18 protein-coding genes are annotated in these 19,801 nt (G+C 60.9%); 1 reads left to right on the top strand and 17 read right to left on the bottom strand.

Annotation, left to right across the window (positions count from 1 at the left end):
- The first annotated feature begins 121 nt into the window (after positions 1–121).
- Positions 122–874, top strand: a complete 753-nt coding sequence (locus tag ACK2JC_RS26820) for a transposase (protein WP_368275016.1) — start codon at positions 122–124, stop codon at positions 872–874.
- A gap of 233 nt (positions 875–1,107) precedes the next feature.
- On the opposite strand, the gene ACK2JC_RS26815 is transcribed toward ACK2JC_RS26820, so the two are convergent.
- The 17 genes from ACK2JC_RS26815 to cobM form a co-directional block, all read right to left on the bottom strand.
- Entirely contained in the window at positions 1,108–2,151 is a 1,044-nt protein-coding gene (locus tag ACK2JC_RS26815; RefSeq protein ID WP_320937120.1) for a galactose ABC transporter substrate-binding protein, read from the bottom strand.
- Positions 2,152–2,185: 34 nt separating this feature from the next.
- Entirely contained in the window at positions 2,186–3,157 is a 972-nt protein-coding gene (locus ACK2JC_RS26810; protein WP_411338535.1) for a sugar ABC transporter substrate-binding protein, read from the bottom strand.
- Between the two features lie 34 nt (positions 3,158–3,191).
- Positions 3,192–4,979, bottom strand: a complete 1,788-nt coding sequence (locus ACK2JC_RS26805) for a sensor histidine kinase (RefSeq protein WP_320937121.1) — start codon at positions 4,977–4,979, stop codon at positions 3,192–3,194.
- 15 nt (positions 4,980–4,994) lie between these two features.
- On the bottom strand, positions 4,995–6,632 hold the full coding sequence (locus ACK2JC_RS26800; protein ID WP_092360911.1) for a response regulator: 1,638 nt from the start codon (positions 6,630–6,632) through the stop codon (positions 4,995–4,997).
- Between the two features lie 133 nt (positions 6,633–6,765).
- Positions 6,766–7,425, bottom strand: a complete 660-nt coding sequence (locus ACK2JC_RS26795; RefSeq protein ID WP_320937122.1) for a precorrin-8X methylmutase — start codon at positions 7,423–7,425, stop codon at positions 6,766–6,768.
- Entirely contained in the window at positions 7,415–9,196 is a 1,782-nt protein-coding gene (locus ACK2JC_RS26790; RefSeq protein WP_320937123.1) for a cobyric acid synthase, read from the bottom strand. The genes ACK2JC_RS26795 and ACK2JC_RS26790 overlap by 11 nt, the downstream gene beginning before the upstream one ends.
- A 4-nt stretch (positions 9,197–9,200) precedes the next feature.
- Positions 9,201–10,292, bottom strand: a complete 1,092-nt coding sequence (locus ACK2JC_RS26785) for a histidinol-phosphate transaminase (RefSeq protein WP_368271532.1) — start codon at positions 10,290–10,292, stop codon at positions 9,201–9,203.
- Positions 10,293–10,423: 131 nt separating this feature from the next.
- Positions 10,424–11,440 (bottom strand): adenosylcobinamide-phosphate synthase CbiB, encoded by a 1,017-nt coding sequence (gene cbiB / locus ACK2JC_RS26780; protein WP_411338534.1) that lies wholly within the window; start codon positions 11,438–11,440, stop codon positions 10,424–10,426.
- Between the two features lie 58 nt (positions 11,441–11,498).
- On the bottom strand, positions 11,499–12,056 hold the full coding sequence (locus tag ACK2JC_RS26775) for a bifunctional adenosylcobinamide kinase/adenosylcobinamide-phosphate guanylyltransferase (protein WP_320938437.1): 558 nt from the start codon (positions 12,054–12,056) through the stop codon (positions 11,499–11,501).
- Positions 12,057–12,096: 40 nt separating this feature from the next.
- Entirely contained in the window at positions 12,097–12,882 is a 786-nt protein-coding gene (locus ACK2JC_RS26770; protein WP_320938438.1) for an adenosylcobinamide-GDP ribazoletransferase, read from the bottom strand.
- Entirely contained in the window at positions 12,879–13,454 is a 576-nt protein-coding gene (locus ACK2JC_RS26765) for a bifunctional adenosylcobinamide kinase/adenosylcobinamide-phosphate guanylyltransferase (RefSeq protein WP_320938439.1), read from the bottom strand. Before ACK2JC_RS26765 ends, ACK2JC_RS26770 begins: the two co-directional genes overlap by 4 nt.
- Before the next feature lie 183 nt (positions 13,455–13,637).
- On the bottom strand, positions 13,638–14,696 hold the full coding sequence (cobT, locus tag ACK2JC_RS26760) for a nicotinate-nucleotide--dimethylbenzimidazole phosphoribosyltransferase (protein ID WP_320938449.1): 1,059 nt from the start codon (positions 14,694–14,696) through the stop codon (positions 13,638–13,640).
- A complete protein-coding gene (locus ACK2JC_RS26755; protein ID WP_368271529.1) occupies positions 14,674–16,191 on the bottom strand; it encodes a cobyrinate a,c-diamide synthase in 1,518 nt (505 codons plus the stop codon). Before ACK2JC_RS26755 ends, cobT begins: the two co-directional genes overlap by 23 nt.
- The gene (gene cbiE, locus ACK2JC_RS26750) at positions 16,188–17,456 is read right to left on the bottom strand and encodes a precorrin-6y C5,15-methyltransferase (decarboxylating) subunit CbiE (protein WP_368271528.1); all 1,269 of its coding nucleotides are present in this window, start codon (positions 17,454–17,456) and stop codon (positions 16,188–16,190) included. Before cbiE ends, ACK2JC_RS26755 begins: the two co-directional genes overlap by 4 nt.
- The gene (cobK, locus tag ACK2JC_RS26745; protein WP_320938442.1) at positions 17,449–18,312 is read right to left on the bottom strand and encodes a precorrin-6A reductase; all 864 of its coding nucleotides are present in this window, start codon (positions 18,310–18,312) and stop codon (positions 17,449–17,451) included. The genes cbiE and cobK overlap by 8 nt, the downstream gene beginning before the upstream one ends.
- Positions 18,296–19,039: a precorrin-3B C(17)-methyltransferase gene (gene cobJ / locus ACK2JC_RS26740; RefSeq protein WP_320938443.1), complete on the bottom strand. Its 744-nt coding sequence runs from the start codon at positions 19,037–19,039 to the stop codon at positions 18,296–18,298. Before cobJ ends, cobK begins: the two co-directional genes overlap by 17 nt.
- Complete coding sequence (cobM, locus tag ACK2JC_RS26735; protein ID WP_320938444.1) at positions 19,039–19,800, bottom strand: precorrin-4 C(11)-methyltransferase; 762 nt, start codon at positions 19,798–19,800, stop codon at positions 19,039–19,041. Before cobM ends, cobJ begins: the two co-directional genes overlap by 1 nt.
- Position 19,801 lies beyond the last annotated feature (1 nt).

Here is a 19,801-nt window from a genome sequence, read left to right as displayed (position 1 = left end):
CGTTTCCTGTATCCACAGACACTGTGTCTTTACCATTCCTGAGGAACTGCGCATCTTCTTTCTTAAGGACCACTCACTCCTTAACTGCCTGTTCCATTCTGTCAGGGATGTCGTCCTACGCATGTTCTTCAAGATGAATAAGTCCGAACTCTTTACTCCTGGTTTTATCTGCGTCCTTCATACCTTCGGTAGAGATTTAAAGTGGAATCCTCACATCCATGCCCTGATTTCGGAAGGCGGTGCTGGCAACATTACTCCCTGGCGACCCAATCCCCATTTTGATTATGATTTCCTGCGCCTGGCTTTTCGGAAAGTCCTTTTGGATCAGCTCTCTCTTAAACTGGGACCGCCTTTTAAGAAGCTTAAAAATCAAATCTACAAAGACCATCCCGAAGGCTTTTATGTGAGAGCCAAACCTAATTTGTGTTCTCCTGATATCACCATTAAATACATCAGCAGATACCTTGGACGGCCTGTCATTGCCACTTCCAGGATGGATGCCTATGACGGGGATTCTGTGACGTTCCATTATCAGCGACATGAGGACCATAAAACGATCACAGAATGCATCCCCGCCATTGACTTTATCAAACGCCTGATCCTGCATATCCCTGACAAGCATTTTAAAATGGTCCGCTACTACGGCATTTATGCAAAGCACCACAAACAGGAAAAAAATCTCCGGAAATGTTTATCCAAGCAGAAGCAGCATTATCTTTCTAAGCTCCTAGATTGGCGGAATTTGATTCTTCTGACCTTTGGCTATGATCCGCTCAGATGCCCGGAGTGTGGCACTTCTATGTTGGTTTTAGAAGTTTACCACAAAAAAACTGCACTATTTGAACGCTATCGAAAGGTTATGGGATATGGATAGTTCCATATGCCCTATTCTTTCTCTACCGTCAGATAGTGCAGCCTAAACCAAAAACAAAAAATACATAGACAACGTCATGGCGAAGTCACACCTTCGCTCTTTTGCTATGCCTTTTTTATTTCCAATCTATTATACACCATCTTCGCTGATTTGAGAAGTTTCCTATAAAGCAAAAAAGCCCTGTGCCAGGGAGCTTTGCTCCATTTTGCACAAGGCTTTCGCTCTTTTTCATTCTATTTCTCACCAGTCAGCGCAATCTGCGGGCAGCGGTAGTATTTTCCGCCGTCTAAATGGATGTCCTCCGGCACGCCCTTCCCCAGGGCAAGGGCCGCCGCGATGTCAAAAATCACCCTGGCGTACTGCTCCCGGTCGGACTCCACCGTGCCGAACAGATCCCCTGCCGCCAGGGCTTCCTTGCCCACCGGCGTGCCGTCGATGCCCACCACCTTGATGGCGCCCCTGGAGATATTCGCCCGCTTGATGGCGTCGATGGCGCCCAGGGCCATGTCGTCGTTGTTGCAGATCACCAGCTCGATCTGTTCCGGATATTCCGAGATCCATTGCTCCATCCAGGCCGACGCCTGGCTGCGCTCCCAGTTGGCGATGCCGCCGGTAAGCTTTTCCAGGGGCACTCCGCCGTCCTTTAAGGTCTGGATGGACCACTCGGTGCGGATCAGGGAGTCCTGATGGCTGCTCTCCCCCTCCAGGAGCACGTAGCTGACCATGCCGTCCCCGTTCCGGTCCAGGCAGGAGGGGTCCTTTTTGTAAGCGTCCACCAGAATATTCCCCTGGAGCACCGCGGACTCCTTGGCGTCCGCTCCGATGTAATACAGTTTCTCCCACCGGTTCATGTCCTCCTCCACCGGCTCCCGGTTGAAGAACACCACGGGGATGCCCGCGTCCATGGCCTTGTCGATGATGATGGACGCCGCGGAGCGGTCCACGATGTTCACGCACAGAGCGTCGTAGCCCAGGGAGATGAAGCGTTCCACCTGGCTGTTCTGGGTATTCTGGTTCAGCTTGGCGTCCACAATGTCCATAACCACTTTGATTCCCGTCTCCTGCTCATAGGCCTTGGCCCGCTCCTCCAGGGCCGCCCGGACCGTGCTGATAAAGGTGTCGTCGCCCCGGTACAGGGCCACCCCGATGCGGATCGAGGTTTTAGGCGGCGGCACCCGGTTGGTTCTGAACCAGCACACAATCCCGGCCACGGCCAGAGCCAGCGCAAGGGCTGCCGCGGTCCCGCCGCACAGCCAGCGTTTTTTGTTGACCTCCATATGGTTTCCTCCCCGATATTCTATCATTTCCCCATCAATCCATGGGGTAGAGCATCTTCTCGTACTGCTTGTCCCGCAGCTGCGGTTTTTCAATGTAATAGGAGTCCAGAAGAATCTGTTCCCTCTGCCGGCTTCCCTCGATGGCCTCCACGGCCCGCTCCACGCTCAAATATCCCTCGTCGTACCGGTTGTAGGTCACAAGCCCGGTGATGATCCCCTGGTCCAGCTGGTTGAGCAGGGCCGTGGTGCCGCCAACGCCGTAAAGTCCGGTGATGTATTGGTGGTAAACGCTGCTGTCCTCCAGAATCTGGGCCGCCTCCCCCAGGGACGGCGTGTCCAGGGCCACGATGGCCGCCCTGCCGCTGCCCGGATAGACGGTCTCCTCGATCACTCCGCGGTAGGTGTCTCCGTCCCGGCGTTCCACCAGCGTGCAGGTGAAGCCCGCCTGTTCCAGAACAGTCCGCACGCCGTCGTACACCCGCAGGTTGAGCCCGTATTCCAGCCCGTCGGTGAACAGGTAGACCGGATTTTCCTTAGGTTCATGGGCCGCCACCGCATTTCCCAGCTTCTCTCCCATCTCATAGCCGTCCACCGCCACGTTCGCCACCACGATCTCATTGGGAACCTGGGAGCCCAGCACCACCAGCGGGCTGTTTAAACTGGTGCGGTCCAGCGCCCGGATCGTCTCCCGCTCGTTTACCGGGGTCAGAATCACGGCCTTGGCCCCGTCCTTGATCTCCCGGTTGATTAACTCCAGCTGCTGCTCCTGGTCATTTCGCTCGTATAAGGTGATAAAGCTGATATCCGCGTGGTACTCCAGAGCCGCCTTGTCCATGCCCTTGCGGAAATTCCCGTAAAAGTCGTCGTTGGAATCCTCAATGATCACGGAGATAGGGTGTATCTCCACCTTTTTCTCCTTGATGATCAGGTTGGTGGACGACATCAGAAACAGCAGGACCAGGGCGCAGGCCGACAGGGCCCACAGTATTTTCTCATTTTTTGACATAACATTCATGTTTCAATCCCCTCCGCCCCGCTGTTTACGTGACCTTCTGTGCCACCTGCTCATAGGGAACCGCAGGCAGGTGGGCCGTTACCGTGGTCCCCTCGTCCGGCTCCGAGTCGATGACAAGCCCGTACTCCTTGCCAAAGTACAGCTTGATGCGCTCGTTCACATTGCGCACGCCGATGCCGGAGCCGCGCCTGGAGGGCACGTGCTCAGCGGCCGCAAACAGGTTCTCCACCTGCTCCTGCGTCATGCCAAGGCCGTTGTCCCCCACGCTCATGTAGAGGTCGTCCCCCTCCCGCCACGCTTTAATGAGAATCTCGCCGTCGCCGTCCATGAATTCCATGCCGTGGTAGATGGCGTTCTCCACCAGGGGTTGCAGCATGAGCTTTAAGCTGGCCAGCTCCTCCACGCCCTCCCCCGCCTCAATGGAGTAGGTGAATTTGTTCTTATAGCGCATGGACTGGATCATCAGGTAGTTGCGCACATGCTCCAGCTCGTCCCGCACCGGGATGATGCTCTTGCCTTTGCTCAGGCTGATGCGGAAAAACCGTGCCAGGGCGGTCACCGCCTTCACGGCCTCGGACTGCCGCTCGTTCTCGATCATCCACACGATGATGTCCAGGGTGTTGTAGAGGAAATGGGGGTTGATCTGGGACTGCAAGGTGTCGAACTCGCTCTTTCGCTTGGACTCGTGCTCCGCCACAATGTCGTCCATAAGCCGCCTGATCTGCCGGGCCATGTTTTGGATGGAATTGCCCAGATGCTGGATCTCGTAGGAGCCGCCCGCGTACACGTTGGTCTCCAGATGGCCCTCCTCGATCTCGTTCACCGACTTCTCCAGCTCCTTGATGGGATCCGTGATCCTGGAGGAGATGTAGGAGTTGATGATGGACAGGATGAACAGGATAAAGGCGATGATAAAGACCACGAACAGCTTGGTTTTCAGATTGTTTAAGGACACCCCGTCCATGGGCGTGACGCCCACGATCTTCCAGCCGGTGTACCCCACGCTCTTCACCGTCACCAGGCGCTTTTTCCCCTCAAACAGCTCCTCGTGGTTGCCGTCCCGGTACTCCGACGCCTTTACGTTGTTCTCCCTGGCGATGCCGGAGTCCAGCAGCTGGGCCCTGGGATGGTAAATGATATCCCCGCCGCTGGTGATCAGGTACACGTAGCCGCCGTTTCCCAGGCTGACGCTGTCAAAGAGCTGTTCCAGGCTGTTGTAGCGGATGTCGATGAGCAGCACTCCCTGGTCCGTGTAGGGGCCCTGGGTGATCTCCACGGCCCGGGTCACGGAGATGACCCAGCGGTACTGGTTCTCGTTGGCGTCGAAGATGTACTGGACCTGGGGGATGGAGAAATGCAGGTTCTCCGTCTTTTCCAGGGTGTTCCGGAACCAGGGTTCCGACGTGACGTCCAGATTGGTCTTTAAGCGGGCGGCGGGAACCGCCTCCAAAAGCCTGCCGTCGTTGGACAGGAGGGCGATATTTTCCACGTTGTCCTTGTTGTTGTCGTAGAGCAGCGTGATCTCGCGGTTGATGGAGCTGTCGGATAGGTCCGCGTTCTTGACGGCCCCATAGTACAGGGAGTCGGACAACTTCATGATGGTGCGCAGGTAGGTGTCCGTGGTCCGGGAGAGCTGGTTGATCAGGATCTGGTTCTCCTCCTGGATGGCCGCGGACATCTGCCCGGACATGCGGCTGTACATGGACAGCCCGATGAAGATGCTGGCCGCCAGGGCGGACACGGTGAAATAGATGAATATGGTGTAGCGGATGCTGGTATTCTGGAACGGATACCGGCGCTTTTTCAAAGGCATGGCCGCCCTCCTCGCTTACTTGGCCCCCCGGAATTTGGTGGGCGATACGCCGAAACGCTTTTTAAACACATAGCTGAAATAGTTCTGCTCCTGATAACCCACCTTTGCCGCGATCACATAGGTCTTGTCGTCGGTTTTGCCCAGAAGCTCCACCGCCTTGTCCAGGCGCACCTCGGTCAGGTAGGCGATATAGGCCTGACCTGTCTCCTTCTTGAACATGGTGGAAAAATAGGCGGGGCTCATGTGCAGGTGGCGGCAAATTTTTTCCACGGATAAGTCCGGGTCCTGGTAATTGTCCTGGATGTACTGCTTGGCCTCCTTGATCACCTGCTTCATGGTGTTGTCGCGCTCCTGGTTCATGGCCTGGTTCATGCGCAGGGCGATGGGCAGCAGCCACTGGCCGAATTCCTCCTGCTTCTGCATCTTGGGAATCACGCTGAAGGTGTCCGCATAATCCCGGCCCTCGCCGAACATTTCCGCCATGTCCAGATCGTACTGCTGAATCAGCTGCACGATGCAGTTGGCCACGCTCAGCATGTAGGCCTGATGCTGCCGGAAATGCACCTTTGCGTCGCTCATCCGGTCTACCACCCGCCTGACCGCGGCTTCGATCTTCTCCTGGGGGCCGAATTTCACGGCCGCGATCAGGTCTGCCTCGTCCCGGCTGTCAAAGGCCAGCTTGCCCCCGTCCCCCGGCTCCACGTCGTTGATGTAGATGGTGCTGCCGATGCCCACGATGGCCTTGTAGCCCAGGGCGTCCACCGCCGCCTTGTAGGAATCGCTGATATGGAGCAGGTCCGTGCAGCGGTGGCCGATGCCGATGGTGATGGGCACCTCCAGGATCTTGCGCGTCTCCTTGCAGATATCGCCCAGCACGTCGATGAGGCCGGTCTGGGTGTTCTCCTGGTCGATGGCGGCGATCACCGTCATGCCGGACTCCGGCCCCAGATTGGAGGTGAACAGGGTGAAACGGCAGTAGTCCTTCAGCTTTTCTTCCACGATCTGCATGACGGAAATGGGGATCAAGTCGGCCTCCTGGTGCAGGGGCAGCTCCTTGCCCTCCTTCTGCTCCGCCGGTTCGATGTCGATGACCGCGACCACCCATTTCTGGGCTCCCGCGATGGGGATATCGTACTCCGAGAGGCGGCCCGCCAGAAGATCGCCGCTCACCCGGCGGTTGATCAGGTCGTTTAAGAACTGCTCCCGCAGGATGGGCAGGCTCTTGCGGTAGTTCTCCCGCAACAGGCTGACGTTGCGCTTCTGCTCGATCTCCTCGTCCAGGTTTGCTTTGATCCGCTTTAAAATGGCGGTCAGCTCCTCCACGTTGACCGGCTTTAAAATGTACTCGGTGACGTTGAGCTTGATGGCCTGCTTGGCGTACTCGAAATCATCGTAGCCGGAGAAAATGACGATCTTGGTGGAGGGGAAACGCTGGCGGACCTTTTCCGCCAAGGTCAGTCCGTCCATGTAGGGCATGCGGATATCCGTCAGAACCACGTCCGGCTCCAGGGCCTCGATGCGCTCCAGGGCCTCCTCGCCGTTCTCCGCATCCCCCACCACCTGGAATCCGGCCGCGTTCCAGTCGATCTTCTTGATGATGCTCTTGCGCACTTCTTCCTCGTCGTCCACCAGGATAATCCGATATAAGTCCATATCCAAAACCTCTTCTCCATCATGATTCGCCATTTGATTTGCAGCTTATTTACTGATCAGTATACAATATTTGGGCGGCTGCGGCAACTGTTTCCACGGTTGTGGTGGGAATGAGGGGGCCTCTCTATCCCCTCTATATGCGGTACAGCAGCGCGTTGCAGATGGCGGCCGCCACATTGCTGCCGCCTTTTCTGCCCCTGGCCACGATATAAGGCGTGTCAGGCAGCGTCAGAATCAGCTCCTTGGACTGGACCACGTTGACAAATCCCACCGGCACCCCGATAATCAGCGCGGGCTTCAAACGTCCCTCCGTCACCAGTTCGTACAGCCGCACCAATGCCGTTGGCGCGTTTCCCACCGCAAAAATGCAGGGAATCCGCTCCCTGGGGCCGCCCGTTCCGTACAGGCCGGCCGCCTTGTCCATGCTGGCCGTGGCTCTGGTACAGCCCTCCCCGGCGGCAATCTCCGCCACATCCGGGTCCGCCATGAAACAGAGCGCTTCCCCGCCCAGTTTCTCCAGCCGCCCTTTGTTCACGCCCGAGAATCCCATCCGGGTGTCCGTCACGATGTGCGCCCCGGCCTTAAGGGCCTTAAGGCCCTGCTCCACCGCCCGGTCTGAGAAAACCAGGCTGTCCGCGTACTCAAAATCCGCCGTGGTGTGGATACACCGCTTGATCACCGGCTCCTGCTCCGGGTCCAGGACCTTTCCCATCTGTTCCAGTTCCCGGCCGATGATCTCAAAGCTTCTGGTCTCGATCTGAGACGGCAGCACCTGCTCCAACTCAATTTTCACGGCTGTTCCCTCCCTCTATTCCCATAATCTCGTAAATCCGATCCATATCCAGACTCTCCCGCAGCCCTTTTGCCAGGGCCGTAAACTGCATCTCCTTGAACGCCGCATAGTCGAAATCCGCCGTACCGGCCAGGTCCGCACAAAGCCCTTTTTTCGCCAGCAGCGCCTCCGTCAGGGACCTGGCGATGCCGGGATCGTCGAATATGCCGTGAACGTAGGAGCCGTACACATTTCCCCGGTTCCAGCCGTCGGTTTTGACCTGCTTGGAATCCGACTGCGTCTCCAGGAGATAGGCCATTGGGCGGCAGATTTCCGGCTCCGCCCGGTAATCCACCAGCCGTCCCGTATCCTCTGGCCCCCGCCCTCCGGAGATTGCGGTGCGGCCCATATGAATCTCATAGCCGGTGAGGCATTTCCCCGACAGGGCGGACAGGGGTCCGTCCAGCTCCCCGAGAGAGCCGGTGACCTGGGTGCGGACTTTCTCTGCCTCGAACCATGTGGTCAGGGGCAACAGGCCCAGACCGGCCGCACGATGGACAGACGCGCCCTCGGCTCCGGCCTCGTCGATCACTTCCTCTCCCAACATCTGGAAACCGCCGCAGATTCCCCAGATGGGAACCCGGCGGGAGGCCAATTTTAATACCGCCGCCTCCAGCCCGCTGCTGCGCAGCCACAGGAGGTCGCTTATGGTGTTTTTCGTCCCCGGAAGCACCACCAGATCCGGCGCCCCAAGCTCCGAGGGCCGCGCCACATAGCGGACCCGCACGCAGGGGATGGCGCTTAAGGCGTTAAAGTCGGTGAAATTGGCGATCCGCGGGAACCGGATGACGGCGATATCTACCAGCGGGGCCGCAGCTGTGCTCTCCGGCTTGCCGTCCTGCGCGTCCATTGCCGCCGTCCCGCCGTCCCGCCGGACTTCCGCTGTGTTCCCGGCCTTGCCGTCCTGCGCGTCCATTGCCGCCGTCCTCCCGCCATCCGTCAGAGCTTCCTCTGTGTTCCCGGCTCTGCCGTCCAGCGGGACTTCCGCCGCGTTCCCGGCCCTGCCCTCCAGCGCGCCGCTTAAGCTGTCCTCGTCCTCCAGCTCCACCTGCATGTAGGGCACCAACCCGGCCACCGGAATGTTACAAAGCTCCTCCAGCATGGAAACGCCCGGGTCCAGAATCGTTTTGTCCCCCCGGAATTTGTTGATCACCAGGCCTTTCACCCGGGCCCGCTCCTCCTCTTTCAGAAGGGAAACGGTGCCGTAGAGCTGGGCGAACACGCCGCCCCGGTCGATGTCTCCCACCAGCAGCACCGGGGCGTCCGCCATGGCCGCCATGCCCATGTTCACGATATCCTCATGGTTTAAGTTGATCTCCGCCGGGCTTCCGGCCCCCTCGATCACGATGATGTCGTACTCCTCCGCCAGACGCCGGTAGGACTCCATCACCACCGGAACCAGCTCCTTTTTGTACGCAAAATAATCCCGGGCCTTCATATTTCCCAGGGGCACACCGCGCACGATCACCTGGCTGCCCACGTCCGTGGTGGGTTTGAGCAGAATGGGGTTCATATCCACAGTGGGCCGGATTCCGGCCGCCTCCGCCTGAACCACCTGGGCCCGGCCCATTTCCAGGCCGTCCCCGGTGATAAAGGAGTTGAGGGCCATATTCTGGGATTTAAAGGGGGCCACGCGGTAGCCGTCCTCCCGGAAGATGCGGCAGAGTCCCGCCGCGATCAGGCTTTTGCCCACATTGGACATGGTTCCCTGCACCATTATCGCTTTTGCCATCGTTTTATTCCTGCCTTTCCAAATGATCTGCGCCCGCCAGAATCCGCTCCAGCTCCCGGATGAGAATTTCGTTGTCCTCATGCAGTCTGACGCAGACGCGGTAATAGGTGTTGTCCAGTCCCCGGTAATTGGCGCAGGACCGGATCAGAATACGCCGCTCCAAAAGCGCTTCATACAGCCTGCCCCGCACGGACCGGTCCGCCCCGGCCGGATCGCGGAAGAAAATGTAGTTGGCCTCCGAGCCGTACACCGTAAGTCCAAGGCGGGTCAGCTCCCCGGACAGCCACCTGCGCTCCCGCGCAATAGCTTCTGTGGACGCGCGCACATATCCGGTCTCGCCGAGAGCCGCCAGCCCGGCCGCATGTGCCACGCTGGAAACGCTCCAGGGCTGGCGCACCTGCTTTAACCGCTCCATCAGTTCCCCGTCGGCACAGAGGCCGTAACCCAGGCGCAGCCCCGCCATCGCATAGAGCTTGGTAAACGCCTTGAGCACAAATACATTAGGGTATTTTTCCAAAAACGGAATCAGAGAACAGGACTCCGGGGCGTCCAGAAAATCGCAAAAACACTCGTCCACCGCCAGACGGACGCCCTGTTTGCGGCAGACACCTGCCACCCACTCCATGTCCTCCCGCGGGATGGACACGCCGGTGGGATTGTTGGGATTGCAGAGAAACAGAAGCTGCGGCTCCCCGGACAGCTTTTCCAAAAGCTCCCTGGGATTGAGCCGGAACCCGTCCTGTTCCCGCAAATCCAGCCAGGATACCCGGCAATCCACGGCGGCCAATGCCTGCTCGTATTCGGAAAAAGCCGGGGCCGTAACCAGGGCGCGCTTTGGCTTAAGCGCCAGCGCCAGCCCGAAGATCAGGTCCGCGGCCCCGTTTCCGCAGATCACCTGCTCCTGCGGCACGCCGTGATACGCGGCCAGGGCCGCCGTCAGCTTCCGGCTGCTGCTGTCCGGATAGACCGTGCAGTCCCCCAGACTGTCCGCCGCCGCCCGCCGCACCGCCTCAGGCAGGCCAAACGGGTTTAAATTGGCCGAGAAATCCAGATCCACCTCCTGGCTATAGATATCTCCTCCGTGCTGATATTCCATGGTCCTGTCCTCCTTCATAAAACTGCCCGCAGCGCGGGAATTTCCGACAACTGCGGCTGCGCTGCCGCCCACAGCGCCAAGATTACGGCTCACAATGCCAGCGCTGCCGCCCACAACGCCAGAACTCTCGCTCACAATGCCAGCGCTGCTGCCCACAACGCCAGAACTCCCGCCCACAATACCAGGAACAACAGCTGCGCGCCAAACATCAGCCGGTTAATTCTGCGCACGTCCGCCGCCTCGATGGCCCTCCTGTCATCCCCGATATAGGGCTTGGAACAAAGCGTGCCGAAATACCAGGCATCCCCGGCCAGCCTCAGGCCCAAAGCTCCGGCGCAGGCCGCCTCGGACTGCGCGGAATTGGGGCTGGCATGATTAAACCGGTCCCGGCAAAACACCTTAAACGCCCCCCGGCCGTCAAATCCCGGAAGCAGCGCGGCGCAGGCGCAAAACAACAGCCCAGTGAGCCGGGAAGGAATCAGATTGACCAGATCGTCCAGTTTAGCCGCCACCCGGCCCAGTTCCCGGTAGCGGTCATTTTTATAGCCCACCATGGAATCCATCGTGTTCACCGCTTTGTAGAGGTAGCCGCCCACAGGTCCCAGAAGAGCGATGCAGAGCATGGGGGCGATCACGCCGTCGGAGGCGTTTTCCGCCACCGTCTCCACCGCAGCCCGCAGGATGCCGCTGCCGTCCAGAGGCGCAGTATCCCGGCCCACAATCATGGAAACGTCTCTCCTGGCCTGCTCCACGTCGCCCTTCTCCATGGAACGGCAGACCTTCATGCTCTCCGCGCACAGGTCCTTAGCGGCCAAAAGCTGGTAACACATCAGACTCTCCGCCGCCAGCAGAAAACACGCGCCCGCCCGCCCCGGCAGATGCAGCGCAAACCCACCCAGGGCCGCCAGAAGCAGCCCGGGAACCACAGTCCAGAAGCCGCACATGAGGGCCGCCAAAAGCAGCCCCGCGGTTCGCTCCCGGCCCGAAAACCGCGGCCGCAGCAAGCCCTCCAGCCAGGCGATCATCCGCCCCATCAGCCGCACCGGGTGCGGCAGCCAGCGCGGGTCGCCAAACAGCCAGTCCAGCGCGCAGCCCCCCAACAGGGCGCCTCCATGAAATACAAACAATCCAAACCAACCTGATTCCAGTCCAAACATGCAGTCAATCTCTCCCGTCCTCTGTTCTGTATCGCCGCCGGGCATCCGGCTATTTGATTCTCTGTCCCAGCCCGCAGTTTACCCGCCAGACCTGCTCTGCTTCTGCCGCCAGACGGCAGCAGACCCGCCCCGTCTCCTCCCGCCAGGTTCGCTCCATCGGGTCTGTGGGGACAATACCTCCGCCGATCTCATCGGTGACGATCACGCGGTCCGGCCGGGCCTGCCGCATCACTTCCGCAAGCTCCGCCAGATCCACCGCCACCTCCCCGGACACGATCCTGCGCACAAAAGCCTGGAAGTTATGGCAGAATGGAGCGGACAAAAAGCACTCCGGCTCCGCGGCCGCACCGTCCACCCATGCCACAGTCCGGCCGCCTGGGGAACCGCCGGCCAGTTCGCCAGTCATTCCACCTGCCCGCCCGCCGTCCCGCTCCTCGGTCATTCCGTCTGCCTGCCCGTCGTCCGGCTCTCCGGTCATTCCGCCTGCCTGCCCGTCGTCCGGCTCTCCAGTCATTCCGGCAGCCTGCCCGCTGGCCAGTTCTCCAGTCAGCTCCCGTTCCACAAACCCCCGCTTCCCCTGGGCCATTCCGCCTGTCACCAGAATCATATCATTTCCGCCTTTCCAATATCTTCATTTCCGCTCCGCCCTATCCGGCAAAGCCCATATGTCCGGCCACCGCCAGACAAAACAGCCCGGCCAGTTCACAGATTTGCAGAAAATACCCGGCCAAATCCCCGGTAATTCCTCCGAACTGTCCAACCGCCATCCGGCGGTAATAGGCGAATACCAATAGCTGCACCGCCACAAGACCGAGCGCCGTAACCGCGCTTCCGCCCGGAATCACTGTGCCGCCAAGGCACAGGGCCGCGGCCAGCCAAAGGCTCAGGCTGATTCCCGCCGCCCGGCGCTTGGCCCCGTCCGAGAAGGTTGCGGCCAGGCCGCTCTTTTTTGCACACGGAAAAAATACCACCGACAAGCCGCTGAGCGCCCGCTCCATCACAAAAACCGGAAGGGCTAACGGCCAGATCCCCAGGGCCGTGACCTCATACGCCGCGGCCGTATACAGGAGCAGATATCCCCCGCAGCCGATCACTGCAAAGGCTCCCACATGGGGATCCTTGAGAATCTCCAGCTTTTTCTCCCGGTCCCCGTACGAGTGGATGGCATCCATGGTATCCAGAAATCCGTCCATGTGGATTCCCCCGGTGACGATCAGAGGCAGGGCCGCAGCCACCAGAGCGCTGCCCGCAGCCGTAAATCCAAGCCTCCCGCCCGCCCACTGCCAGAACCACAGCGCCAGCCCCTCGATCACTCCCACCACCGGAAACCAGCACATCACGTAGCCCATGCGCTCCCTGGTCCAGTTGACCGTTGGAACGGGGAATTTCGAGTACATGGAAACAGCGATTAAAAGAGAATACAATCCGTTCATATCCCACCTCCCTGCCCGGCGCTGCCGTTTTCCTTAAGCACCACCGGAATTCCGTAAACCACTTCCACCACCCGGTCCGCAAGCTTTGCAAGGCGTTGGTTAACCCAGCCCATCAGCCGGATATACTCCATCGTCTCTACCTCATAGGAAATCCCGTCAAGTCCCACCTCGTTGGTGACGACAACCAGCTCTGCGGCCTGGCGGGCCAGGCTTGCGATCCCGTCCACCACCGCCTCCCCGGCGGCACCTGCCGGTTCCGGCGCGCAGTCCGGCAGCGTTCCCCCGCCAAACATCTCATTAGCGGCCAGATTGGACACGCATTCCAAAAGCACCGCCGTCTGTTCCGGGCTGCCGGGAATCCGCAGCGCGTTCAGCCCCCTGGGGCGCTCAATCGTGTGAAAGCCCTTCCCTGCCCTCTGCTTCCGGTGGCGCTCCACCTTTCTCCGATCTTCATCCCCCCAGACCTCCATGGTGGCCACATACCATTTGCAGGAGCAGCCGCTGCCCGCCACAAGATTCTCCGCATACTCCGATTTTCCGCTTCCGCAGCCCCCAGTCACCAGTGTGATCATGTACTCCTGTTCCTCTCTGTGTTACTGCTCACTCCGTTCCCAGTAACACGCTACGCGATGCACAGAAACAGCTAAAAACGCCGTTTCGCGCCGCTATCCCCCGGGTTTTCTGCGGCTTCCGCTATGCTCCACTCGCAAAAACGCCTCGCGGGATATTACCTGTAAACCGTAATCTCTCTGTCTTTATTTCAGGGGCTGGTACTGTTCCACCTGCATCTCCCCGAAGGTGCTCATTCCGTCATAAACCGCAAAGGCCATATCCAGCAGCGGAAACAGCGCCGCCGCGCCGGTGCCCTCGCCCAGGCACATACCGGCGTTAATGGCCGGTTCCAGCCCCAGCGCCTCCAAAGCCATAGCCCCAGCCGGTTCCGCCGACACGTGGGAGGCCAGAAGGTATCCGCTCACAGCCGGGCAGATGCGCACCGCCGCCAGCGCCGCGGCCGCGCAGATCAGACCGTCCAGAACCGCCGGAATACCGAAGTAAGCGCAGCCCAGGTAAAGCCCCGCAAGCCCGGCCAGATCCAGTCCCCCCACCTTGCTCAGAACATCGACTCCATCCCCCTGATCCGGGCGGCGGAGGCGGATTCCCTCCTCGATCACGGAAATTTTCCTGCGGTAGGAGGTTGTATCCAATCCGGCGCCCCGGCCGGTCACCCGGCTGGGCGGCTGCTCCAGAAGCACCGACAGCACCGCGCTGCTGGTTGTGGTGTTTCCGATGCCCATCTCACCGGATCCCAGAAGCGTAAACCCCCGTCGGCTCATTTCCCCCGCCACGGCGATCCCCGTCTCCAGGGCCTGTACCGCTTCCCGGCGGCTCATGGCCGGTTCCTTCAGGAAATTGCGGGTTCCGCGGGCTACCTTCATCCGCAGGATGCCGGGAGAGGACGTCTCCCCGGCGATGCCGATGTCCACAGGGATCACCTCCGCCCCGGCCACCGCGGCCATCCGGCAGACACAGGAGGTGCCGTCCCCCATGTGCTCCGCCACGATGGCGGTCACCTCCTGTCCGGTCTGGGTCACGCCCTCCTCCACGATTCCATTGTCCGCGCACATGACCACAATGGCCTTGCTGCCGATGGTGATCCGGGGCGTTCCCTGAACCCCCGCTATGCGGACCAGATCCCGCTCCAGCGCGCCCAGGCTGTTTAACGGCTTCGCCACGCTGTCCCAGCGCCGCCGCGCCAGGTCCGCCGCCGCCTGATCCGGTTCTTTTATGGAATCAATCACGTTCTGCAATGTCAGCATTTTTCTCTACCAGCTTTCCGTTTTTTTCATTATAATATTGCCTGCACTGCTCCCCAAAACGCCGGACAAACTCTGGGCAGGAGGGGTAATACAGATGAGGAAATCCTGCCAGCACCCGCTTTTTCTCCCGCATGGCCGGCCAGCTCCTACGGCCCGTGGGCTTGACCGCCCTCATAACCGCCAGCTCGCCGTCCCGGGCGCAGTGCCAGTAATGGAACTCGTGGGCGCGGACCATTTCCCCGTGTTTGAGATAAAGCCCGTCCTGCCCGGAGGAAACCGTGATATAGCCGAACTGCCGCAGCTTGTTTTCCCGCAGTCCGGCCCCTTCAAATACCCCGGCCATGGGATAAACCGCTCCGTCGTCCCCCTCCAGCTCGTCCAAAAGATACAGATACCCGCCGCACTCGGCCAGAATGGGCATGCCAAACTCCGCCGCACTGCGGATGCGTTCGCGCATCTCCTGATTCGCGGCCAGCTCCCCCGCGTGCAGCTCCGGGTAACCGCCGCCCAACAGCAGGCCCGCCGCCTGTTCTGGCAGCTTGCGGTCATGGATGGGGCTGAAATAACACAGCTGCGCCCCTGCCTCCTCCAGCGCCCGCAGATTTTCCCGGTAATAAAAGCAGAACGCCTCGTCCATGGCCACTGCCAGGCGGAAGGAAGGCCGGGCGATCCCGCTTCCACGGGGGGAGGCGTCGTTAAGAGGATTCTTCCGGAAGTTTACGGCCTCTGCCGGTTCAGCCGACTTCTCAGAGCCGGAACCGCCCCCTTTATCAGCCTCCCCTTCCCCAGCTCCCAGTGCCAGAATTCCTTCCCAGTCCAGCGTCCGCTCAAGTTCCTCCCCCAGGCGCTTCACCACCCCCTTCAGGTCCGCAATCTCATCGGGCAGCACCAGCCCCAAATGACGGCTCTCAATGTTCAGCCAGTCCATTTTCGGCATATATCCCAGGCACTTGACCGGCAGCTCCGCCTCAACGGTCTTTTTTAACATGTCATACATCCCGCCGCCCACGCGGTTGAAAATCACCCCGGCAATGCGGTTTCCCCGGCCCGTTCCATCCGACGGGGTATAGTTCAAAAAGCCCTGGATCAGGGCCGCCAGGGATAAACTGGCGCCCCGCCCGTCCACCACCAGAATGGCCGGAAGCTCCAGAATCTGCGCCATCTCCCGGGAACTCCCACGGACCGAGACGCCCCCAAGGCCGTCGAAATACCCCATCACGCCTTCCACCACGCCGAACCCCTCCGGCCCGGCGGTCTCAGCCAGAGTCCGCTCCGCCAGAGCCCTCACCTGGTCCGCGGGCAGAAAAAAGCTGTCCAGATTACAGCTCTCCACCTCCAGCACCTTCCGGTGAAACAGCGGATCGATGTAATCCGGCCCGCACTTGAACGCCGCCAGGCCCACGCCCTTCTGCTTCAGGACCGCCAGAAGCCCCATGACCGCCACCGTCTTGCCGCTGCCGCTGGAGGGCGCGGCGATCAGCACGCCTCTCACAGCGCGCCCTCCCCGGGCTGTGGGTTCTGCATCAGCGCGATGCAGACCGGGTTGCCCGCGCAGGGCATATGGTAATTCCCCGCTGTGCGGAATGTGTCCACGCGGACCTGAATCATTTCCCAGACCGCGAACCGGAAGCGTTTCCGGCACTGCAAAAGCTCCGCCATTGTCTCCGGAGTAACGGCGTTGACCACGATTCTGGCCCCGGGCGCTTTCTCAAGTATCTGCTCCACCACCGGAAGGAGCGCTCCCCCGCTTCCGCCCACAAACACGTGGGTGGGGGCCGGCAGGCCGGCAAATGCCTCCGGCGCGCTACCGGGAACCACGTGGAATCCCTTCCAGTTTCCCAGCAGCCGCTCCCCGTTGACTCTTGTGAGCCCCAGGGCCTCCTCTTTTTTCTCCACCGCGTAGACCTGGCCCGCGCCCCAGGCTTTCAGGGCCAGCCCCATTTCCACGGACACCGAGCCGGTACCGGAACCCACGTCAAAACACACCGCTCCCGGCCACAGCCCCAGCTTTGTGAGAGAAAGTGCCCGCACCTCGGACTTGGTCATGGGAACCTTTCCGCGGACAAACGCGCTGTCGGGAAGGCCGAAGGAGCAGAACGCCGCGTTTACCGCCCGGGTATTCTCCGCCACCGCGCAGCATAAACTGCCGAACGGCCGGTTTGTATCGCTCAATAAAATCTGCTCCGGGCTTCCCGCCTCGATCCGCTCCTCTGCCGCGGCGAGATTCTCCCCGATCCAGAGGCGGCAGTCCGAAAGCCCGCCTTCCAAAAGGGCGGCGCACAGCTCCCGCACGCCGATTTTCCCGCCTAAAAGCAAAAAACTCTCCCTATGACAGCGGACCCAGTCCGCCGGGTCCACATCTCTGCCGTGGCAGCTCAAAACCGCCATGTTTTGCCAATTTTTTCCAAGCTTAGCTGTAAACCAGGACATGCTGGAAATTCCGGGCACCAGCTCAGTCTCCCAGCCCTGTTCTTCAAACGCGGCGGCGGCCCCGGAGGCGGCGCTGTAAAATCCCGTGTCCCCGGAAACCAGAAACACCGCCCGGGTCCATTTTTCCTTATTCAAAAATTCCACGATCTCACCGGTGCGGTGGGAGGCCAGAACCGCATGGCCGGAGAGCTCCCCCGAAAGTCCCTCTGTCAGCCGGGGCGCGCCCACAACCACCTGCGCCTCCCGCAGGCGGAGGCTTCCCAGACCCGTGAGCTGTTCCGCTGTGCCCATCCCTGCGCCCACAATCGAAATTTTCTTATCACACATGCTGTCTCCTCCTCCACTGTTCATAGCGCTCCATCACCTGGTCCGCGCTCAAACCCTGCGCTGCGCTCAGGCCGCGCTCCGTCTCCGGCCGGTCGATGACCAGCGCCACCGCTCCCGCCTCCCCGGCGGCCCGCACCTTTTCCCGAAAACCGCCGTTGTCCCCCGTGTCCTTTGTCACAAGAAAACGACAGTTGAATTCCGCCAGCTGGGACCGGTTGGTCTCTTCGGAAAACGGCCCCTGCATCGCGATGATATGGCGGCCGGAAAGCCCCTGGTCCAGACACGCGCTGAGGGACGGCAGCGTGGGCAGCACCCGGGCGTAAACCCGTGTGGCGAAATCCGGAAGTTGTGAGAAAGTGGCCAATTCCTTGCTGCCGGTGGTAACCAGAATATTCCCATCCCGGGCCGCCAGCCATTCCACGGCCGCCTGCACGGAGGGCACCCGCACCATGCCGCCCTCAGGGCTTTCCGCACCGGACCGCAGCCCCATATCTCCAGGATTCTCCGCACCCGACGTCGGGCGCAGACACCGCAGGCATTCCCGGCCGGTCTTTTCGCAGGCTTCCCGCACATTCCGGGTCACCTGGTCCGCGTACGGGTGGGTGGCGTCCACCACCAGGCCCGGCTCCTCCTCCAGAATCAGACGGCGCATCTCCTCCGCGTCCATCCGCCCGATCCGCACGTTCAGGCAGGGGTTGGCTAAAAGCTCCGGCTCCAGCACCTCCCGGCCATAGTCCGTGGCCACGCAGAGGATCGTCCGCTGCCCTCTGCCCGCCAGGCGGGCCGCCAGCTCCCGCCCTTCCGTGGTGCCGCCGAACAGCAGCACAGGCCGCAGGCGCTCAACCGCGCTGTCCATGACGGTATCCCCTGGGCGTCACCATATAGTCCCCGATGCGGCGGGTTTGGGAATTTCCCACAAACACCGTGGTGAACATATCCGCCTTCCAGTCCCGCAGTTCCCGCAGCGTCATCACCCGGTATTCCTGGCCCTGCCTGCCGATGTTGCGCACAATCCCACAGATCCGTTCTCCGCCGCAGCGGGCCAGCAGGCGGTCGCAGGCCATGGCCAGGTAATCCTCTCTGGCCTTGCTGGAGGGATTGTAGAGGCAGATCACAAAATCCCCCTCCGCCGCCAGCTCCAGGCGCTTCCAGATGGTCTCCATGGGGGTCAGCCGGTCGCTGAGGCTGATCACCGCAAAATCGTGCATCAGAGGCGCGCCCAGCACGGCGGCTCCGGCGCAGGCAGCCGTCACGCCGGGAATCACCCGCACCGCCACCTCCGGATACTCCGGGGCCAGTTCTAAAATCAGCCCGGCCATGCCGTAAACCCCTGCGTCCCCGCTGCACACCATAGCGGTGCTGCGGCCCCCGGCGCAGCACTCGAAGGCCAGGCGGCACCGCTTTTCCTCCTGAGTCATGGCGGTGGTCAGAACCTCCTTGTCCGGATAACGCTCCCGCAGCAAATCCACATACACCGTGTATCCGGCCAGAACCTGGCTCTGCCGGACCGCCTCGTCCGCCTGGGGCGTCATCTGCGCCTCTTCCCCTGGTCCGATTCCCACCACATATAAAATTCCGGCCATCACGATTCCTCCCCTTTTCTGAATTCCGTGGTAAACTGCGGGTGATACAACAGGGACCGGTCGTATCCCGCCTGGGAAACGCTGTCCCCAACGATCACCAGCGCGGTCTTTGAGATGCCCTCCCGCCCGGCGGTATCGGCCAGCTGGTCCAAACGGCAGATCACCGTCTTTTCCTCCGGCCAGGTAGCCTTGTAGACAATGGCCGCCGGAGTGGAAGGCTGATAGCCCCCGTCCAGCAGCTCCCGCTGCAGCCCGTCCAACAGGCCGGCGCTGAGAAACACCACCATGGTAGCGCCGTGGGCCGCAAAGCAGGACACCGACTCCCGGTCCGGCACCGGGGTCCGCCCCGCCATCCGGGTGATCACCACGCTCTGGGAGACGCCCGGAAGCGTGTACTCCATGCCGAGCGCCGCGGCCGCGCCGCAGAAGGAGCTGACCCCCGGACAGAGATCATAGGAAATTCCCAACCGGTCCATGGCGTCCATCTGCTCCCGGATCGCCCCGTAAAGGCAGGGGTCCCCGGTGTGCAGGCGTACGGTGTCAAGTCCCTGCTCCTCCGCCTCCCGGATCACCTCCAGAACCTCCTCCAGCGTCATGAGGGCGCTGTTGTAAACCCGGCAATTTGCCTTCAAACCGGCCAGCAGCTCCGGGTTCACCAGAGAACCCGCGTAAATCACCACATCCGCCGCTTCCAACAACTTCTGTCCCCGAACCGTAATCAGATCCGGCGCTCCCGGCCCGGCTCCCACTATATGTACCATC

The sequence above is a fragment of the Enterocloster lavalensis genome, assembly GCF_046603895.1.
Classification (GTDB): Bacteria; Bacillota; Clostridia; order Lachnospirales; family Lachnospiraceae; genus Enterocloster; species Enterocloster lavalensis.
This window is presented reverse-complemented; position numbering and strand designations above follow the sequence as displayed.